The sequence below is a fragment of the Dyella japonica genome (assembly GCF_040545895.1).
GTDB lineage: Bacteria > Pseudomonadota > Gammaproteobacteria > Xanthomonadales > Rhodanobacteraceae > Dyella > Dyella japonica_D.
Genome location: NZ_JBEPMU010000023.1, coordinates 1 through 2,268, shown reverse-complemented (window position 1 = coordinate 2,268; position 2,268 = coordinate 1). Strand labels below are relative to the sequence as shown.

Genomic DNA, 2,268 nt, shown 5'->3' with positions numbered 1-2,268 from the left:
ACACATCTCGATTCGGTTTCGAACCAAGACGCTTGTCACTCGTTTACATTTTCAAAGAACACAAGAACGGCCACAGTGCCGCCTCGTTTCTAAATCTTTATGTGTGCGCTGCCATTCTTACGTCGACAATGGTGGAGCCAGTCAGGATCGAACTGACGACCCCCTGCTTGCAAAGCAGGTGCTCTCCCAGCTGAGCTATGGCCCCAAGTGATTCAGTGGTGGGTCTGGGAGGACTCGAACCACCGGCCTCACCCTTATCAGGGGTGCGCTCTAACCACCTGAGCTACAGACCCGGGAACCTATCTTCGAGCGGCGAAAAGCGAAGCACGTTCCGTAGCAGCAAAGCTACGAAGCGCGATGGTCGCTGTCCGCGGCACGAATGTCGCGTAAAAATGCAGGTGTCTTGTGTGGACGTCTTGCGGGGAAGAAGGATGTCGTTCTCGAAAGGAGGTGATCCAGCCGCACCTTCCGATACGGCTACCTTGTTACGACTTCACCCCAGTCATGAACCACTCCGTGGTCGTCGTCCCCCTTGCGGTTAGACTAACGGCTTCTGGAGCAACTCACTCCCATGGTGTGACGGGCGGTGTGTACAAGGCCCGGGAACGTATTCACCGCAGCATAGCTGATCTGCGATTACTAGCGATTCCGACTTCATGGAGTCGAGTTGCAGACTCCAATCCGGACTGGGATCGGCTTTCTGGGATTGGCTCCACCTCGCGGTATTGCAACCCTCTGTACCGACCATTGTAGTACGTGTGTAGCCCTGGCCGTAAGGGCCATGATGACTTGACGTCATCCCCACCTTCCTCCGGTTTGTCACCGGCAGTCTCCTTAGAGTTCCCACCATTACGTGCTGGCAACTAAGGACAAGGGTTGCGCTCGTTGCGGGACTTAACCCAACATCTCACGACACGAGCTGACGACAGCCATGCAGCACCTGTGTTCTGATTCCCGAAGGCACTCCCGCATCTCTGCAGGATTCCAGACATGTCAAGGCCAGGTAAGGTTCTTCGCGTTGCATCGAATTAAACCACATACTCCACCGCTTGTGCGGGCCCCCGTCAATTCCTTTGAGTTTCAGTCTTGCGACCGTACTCCCCAGGCGGCGAACTTAACGCGTTAGCTTCGACACTGATCTCCGAGTTGAGACCAACATCCAGTTCGCATCGTTTAGGGCGTGGACTACCAGGGTATCTAATCCTGTTTGCTCCCCACGCTTTCGTGCCTCAGCGTCAGTGTTGATCCAGATGGCCGCCTTCGCCACTGATGTTCCTCCCGATCTCTACGCATTTCACCGCTACACCGGGAATTCCACCATCCTCTATCACACTCTAGCGAGCCAGTATCCATTGCCATTCCCAGGTTGAGCCCGGGGATTTCACAACAGACTTAACTCACCGCCTACGCACGCTTTACGCCCAGTAATTCCGATTAACGCTTGCACCCTTCGTATTACCGCGGCTGCTGGCACGAAGTTAGCCGGTGCTTATTCCTCAGGTACCGTCAGCCCCACCGGTTATTAGCCAGTAGTATTTCGCTCCTGATAAAAGTGCTTTACAACCCGAAGGCCTTCTTCACACACGCGGCATTGCTGGATCAGGCTTGCGCCCATTGTCCAATATTCCCCACTGCTGCCTCCCGTAGGAGTCTGGACCGTGTCTCAGTTCCAGTGTGGCTGATCATCCTCTCAGACCAGCTAGCGATCGTCGCCTTGGTAGGCCATTACCCTACCAACTAGCTAATCGCACATCGGTTCGTCCAACCGCGCGAGGCCTTTCGGTCCCCCGCTTTCTCCCTTAGGACGTATGCGGTATTAGCGTAAGTTTCCCTACGTTATCCCCCACGTTTGGGTAGATCCCGATGCATTACTCACCCGTCCGCCACTCGCCACCCACAGTATTGCTACTGCTGTGCTGCCGTTCGACTTGCATGTGTTAGGCATGCCGCCAGCGTTCAATCTGAGCCAGGATCAAACTCTTCACTTAAGTTTTCGACCAACCGAAGTTGATCTATCTTTCTGAAGCGTATGTCCTAACCATAAACGTCAAGCTTTTGAATTGACTCTTAGGTTAGACGCTTGCATTAATTGGACATTCAATCGTCCGTCGCAAGACGCCCACACAAGTCACCTGCGCACACTGTCAAAGATCTCAATCACTTGCAGCACGTTGCCGTTTCTGCGTTGGAACATTTCGTTCCGAGTGAGCCGCTCATCTTACATCATCTTTCCGGTCCGTCAACACCTTCAGCGAAGAATTTTTGCTG

2 tRNA genes and 1 rRNA gene are annotated in these 2,268 nt (G+C 53.9%); all 3 read right to left on the bottom strand.

Features of this window, described 5'->3' with window-relative positions:
* Positions 1-129 precede the first annotated feature (129 nt).
* Positions 130-205: transfer RNA gene (locus ABIC75_RS23060), tRNA-Ala, on the bottom strand.
* An 11-nt stretch (positions 206-216) separates the two neighbouring features.
* Positions 217-293, bottom strand: a tRNA-Ile gene (locus ABIC75_RS23055).
* 150 nt (positions 294-443) lie between these two features.
* Positions 444-1,988, bottom strand: a 16S ribosomal RNA gene (locus ABIC75_RS23050).
* Between the last annotated feature and the right edge of the window lie 280 nt (positions 1,989-2,268).